General features: G+C 40.1%; 3 protein-coding genes. 1 reads left to right on the top strand and 2 read right to left on the bottom strand.

The annotated features are described in order from the left end of the window. Together HMPREF0519_RS03415 and HMPREF0519_RS03410 are read right to left on the bottom strand one after the other, a co-directional pair. On the bottom strand, nucleotides 1–433 hold a 433-nt coding region (locus tag HMPREF0519_RS03415; RefSeq protein ID WP_003634680.1), incomplete at its 3' end, for a GNAT family N-acetyltransferase. 14 nt (nucleotides 434–447) lie between these two features. After that, nucleotides 448–1,110, bottom strand: a complete 663-nt coding sequence (locus HMPREF0519_RS03410) for a histidine phosphatase family protein (protein WP_003552059.1) — start codon at nucleotides 1,108–1,110, stop codon at nucleotides 448–450. A gap of 559 nt (nucleotides 1,111–1,669) precedes the next feature. Between HMPREF0519_RS03410 and HMPREF0519_RS03405 the strand changes: the two genes are divergently transcribed. Next, the gene (locus HMPREF0519_RS03405; protein WP_003557551.1) at nucleotides 1,670–3,808 is read left to right on the top strand and encodes an LTA synthase family protein; all 2,139 of its coding nucleotides are present in this window, start codon (nucleotides 1,670–1,672) and stop codon (nucleotides 3,806–3,808) included. Nucleotides 3,809–3,826: the final 18 nt, after the last annotated feature.

The raw sequence follows: 3,826 nt of genomic DNA, 5'->3' as shown, positions 1-3,826 counted from the left end.
AGTTTCGCACACTCTTTTTCATATTCACGTGCTTAATACCGACTTCCATAAATGGGTCGCCATATTGCTTGAATCCCAGCGTTTCATACAGTCCCTTTGCCGTTTCCTGTGCACCAAGATAAAAATTGGTCTCACCTTTATATTTTGGATCATTCAGGATGGCTTCCAATAACTGTTTGGCAAATCCTTTATGACGATACATCTTTAATGTGGCAACCCTTTGAATATGCACACCCTCACCGGTCACAGTGGCTCTGGCAGTTGCCACCGGCCGATGTTGGTCGTAAGCTACATAATGAGTTGCATCACCGTCTGTGCCATCAAATTCGAGTGTTTCATCAATTCCCTGCTCTTTAACAAAAACCGATTTTCGAATTGCTTGGGCATCTTGGTAAACCCGGTTAAATTGATTAGTTTTCTTTACTTCTACCATTTTCTCCGCTCATATTAAGACTGTACATTATAATCTGTAACAGTGACATCATCCCCGTCAAACTGTAGCTTGGTTAAACTACCATTGGCCGGTCGTTCCGTAACGTCAAATTGTCCATCACCGAATCGTTCAACTAAACTTAACAAGGTATTTCCATGGCTGATTAACAAAACGTTGTCGCCATCTTTAATCGTTGGATTGTTCTTAATTAATGCCAATCCCTGGTCAAGACGCTGCCAATATTCTTCATTATTCTCAGCTTGATGGAACGGATCTGCTTCTTTTAAATAGTCTTTGGCTTTTCCAATCGAATATTTTTCAACAATTGATTTAAATGTTGGAAGCCCATGTGGCGCACCTGCCAGATACCAAGCCTGATCCATATCATTACCTTCAAAATAGCCATAGAACTCCTCACGGAAAAATGGTGAGGTTGTAGGTTGCTTAACATCCGATGCAACATTACGTTTCAAAATCTCTTTTGTTGTTTCCTCTGCCCGTGTCGTATCACTGCAATATGCGGCAACAAATTTAACATTCCTCAGCTTCTCACCCGTATCAACAGCGTTTTGAATACCCTTCTTGGTTAATGGTGAGTTACTCCAACCTTGAAGTTTATTATAGATATTAAAATAGGTTTGCCCATGACGAACCATATACAAAGTAAATTTAGTCATGCTTACACATCCTTTGCCTTTGATACCCTAAGTATAACAATTTATCAGTTGAACGAGGATAGAATTTTGTTGAAGGTGATACAGCGCACTTGATGTAGGACTGCTCCTTCAGCCATAAGCCTGCATACAAAACAATTGCCACAAGATTCCAGAAACTGGAATTTCCTACCGCTTATTTTATACTCCGGCTTGTCCTTGGCTGGCTCCACACACTTTTTTAGGACTGCTCCGCTAACTACAAACCTGCATGTAAGCTAACAGCCATCAAATCTCAAAAACGGGAATTCACTGCTCGCCAGCTCACACTCCGGTTTGTCCCAGGCTAGCTCTGCACACTTTTTAAGACTGCTCCTCTAAGCAGCATCACTCTGCATAAGGAATCGAATTGAAAAATCCAAGTTCGGGATTTCCCAATTCGACGCCTTATGCTCCGAATGCTAACCGCTTTGATCCGCACACTTAAATCTTTAACTTTCCGCCAAATTATTCTCCCCACCCTTTTTTCTTTACATTTATCTGATACTATAAAACAAGTATGTATTATCGAAGGAGCCGCGTCTTGAAATATGTTAATTCAATCCTTGCAAAATGCAGTACCCGCAAAGGATTTCTCTTATTACTTGTCATTTGTTTTTGGGTAAAGACGATGTTTGCCTACTTTGTCGATTTCCGACTGGGCATCACCAATCCCTTTCAATTTTTTATTGTTCTCATCAATCCACTGGCAACTACTGGACTGCTACTGGGAATCGCCCTTTATTTTAAAAAAAGTCGTATTTTCTACCCGGTTGCCATTATTATTTCAATCCTAAATACGGTTTTACTGTATTTAAACGTTATCTATTTTCGGGAATTCACCGACTTTATGACCGTCAGCACCATGACCGGCTATTCTAAAGTCAATCAGGGACTAAGTGGCAGTTCCTTAGCCCTCACAAATTTCCATGACTTTATCTACTGGATTGATCTAGTTGTGATTATTATTTTAATGGTCACTAAAAAAATCAAAATCGATCATCGTCCGCTTAATCGTCGCATCGGTTTGGCGGTCACTTCATTTTCATTGTTATTTTTTGCAGTCAATCTCTCACTTGGAGAAATGGATCGTCCCCAACTTTTAACCCGAACGTTCGACCGTACCTATATTGTTAAGTACCTTGGACTGGATGCTTTTACAGTTTATGACGGCATTAAGTCCCAGCACACCAATGATTTACGGGCAACAGCTACTAAGTCGGAGTTGGGAGACGTCTTGAAGTTTACGCGTGCTCACTATGCAAAGCCTAATAAAAAGTACTACGGTATTGCAAAGGGGAAAAACGTGATTATTCTTCATCTGGAAAGTTTCCAACAATTCCTCATTGGTAAAAAGATTAATGGTCAAGAAGTAACACCGTTCCTAAATAAACTTTACAAGAGTCAATCATCCTATTCATTTAGAAACTTCTTCCACCAAGTCGGCCAAGGAAAAACCTCCGATGCCGAAAATATGCTCGAAACAAGCACTTATGGTCTGCCTCAGGGATCATTGTTTGCTCAGCTCGGCAGTGATAACACATTCCAAGCTGCACCGGCAATTTTGAAACAACGACGAGATTACACAAGCGCCGTCTTTCACGGAAATGTTGCCAGCTTCTGGAACCGAAACAATGTGTATAAAGAAATGGGTTATCAATATTTCTTCGATGCCAGCTATTACGACACATCGGGTGACCGTTCAATGGGCTACGGCTTAAAGGATAAATTATTGTTTAGAGATTCTGTTAAATATCTCCAGAATCTACAGCAGCCTTTTTATGCAAAATATATTACTGTTACCAATCACTTTCCTTATGATTTGGATAAGGAAGATACGCGGTTTAAGACCACCAATACCGGAGACGATGTCGTTGACAATTACTTTGTGACTGCGCATTATCTTGATCAATCAATTCACGAATTTTACAGATATCTCAAAAAGACAGGATTGCTAAAGCATTCCTTAATCTTGCTTTATGGCGATCATTACGGCATCTCTGATTCTGAAAATAAAAACCTGGCAAAGGCTTTGGGAAAGAACCCTGATGATTGGGACGACTACGATAATGCTCAATTGCAGCGAGTGCCACTGATCATTAACATTCCCGGGATGAAACATGGATATGTCTCCAATAAGTATGCCGGTGAAATTGATGTTTTACCAACTTTAATGCACTTGCTAGGTATTAGTACAAAACGCTATGTCCAATTTGGCACGGATGTTTTCTCCAAGCACCATGATCAAGTTGTGGCATTCAGAAACCAAGATTGGGTTAGCCCTGCATTTACTTCTGTCAGTGGTGATATTTATTCAAATAAAACCGGGCAATTGTTGAAATTGACTAAGCGGCAGCAAAAGCAGGTTGATAAGGACAAGGAACGTGTCGACAAAGAGTTATCCTTATCAGATTCATTAAACGAAAAGAATTTGTTGCGTTTCTATCATCCGAAAGGATTTAAAACTGTTGATCCACGTAAATACAATTACGCAAACGGTTATCAAAAGGAAAAATTAATAGCTAAGAAACGCGGCAAGAAATCAACAAGTCTTTATTCAGAACAGGGAAATACCTTCAAAGACTACTTCACAGACGCACCGGAAATCCATCATAAATCAACTGATTCCAACCGAATCAAGATTACGAACCCGGATGCAAGTAATAATGATAGTAGCAGGTGAAGAAAAAGTGTGCGAAAC

It is taken from the genome of Lentilactobacillus hilgardii DSM 20176 = ATCC 8290 (assembly GCF_000159315.1).
In the GTDB taxonomy this organism is placed as follows: Bacteria; Bacillota; Bacilli; order Lactobacillales; family Lactobacillaceae; genus Lentilactobacillus; species Lentilactobacillus hilgardii.
This window is presented reverse-complemented; position numbering and strand designations above follow the sequence as displayed.

Bases quoted from the DNA above. Each gene is read 5' to 3' on its own strand.
- HMPREF0519_RS03410 (WP_003552059.1), bottom strand. From the start codon at position 1,110: ATGACTAAATTTACTTTGTATATGGTTCGTCATGGGCAAACCTATTTT.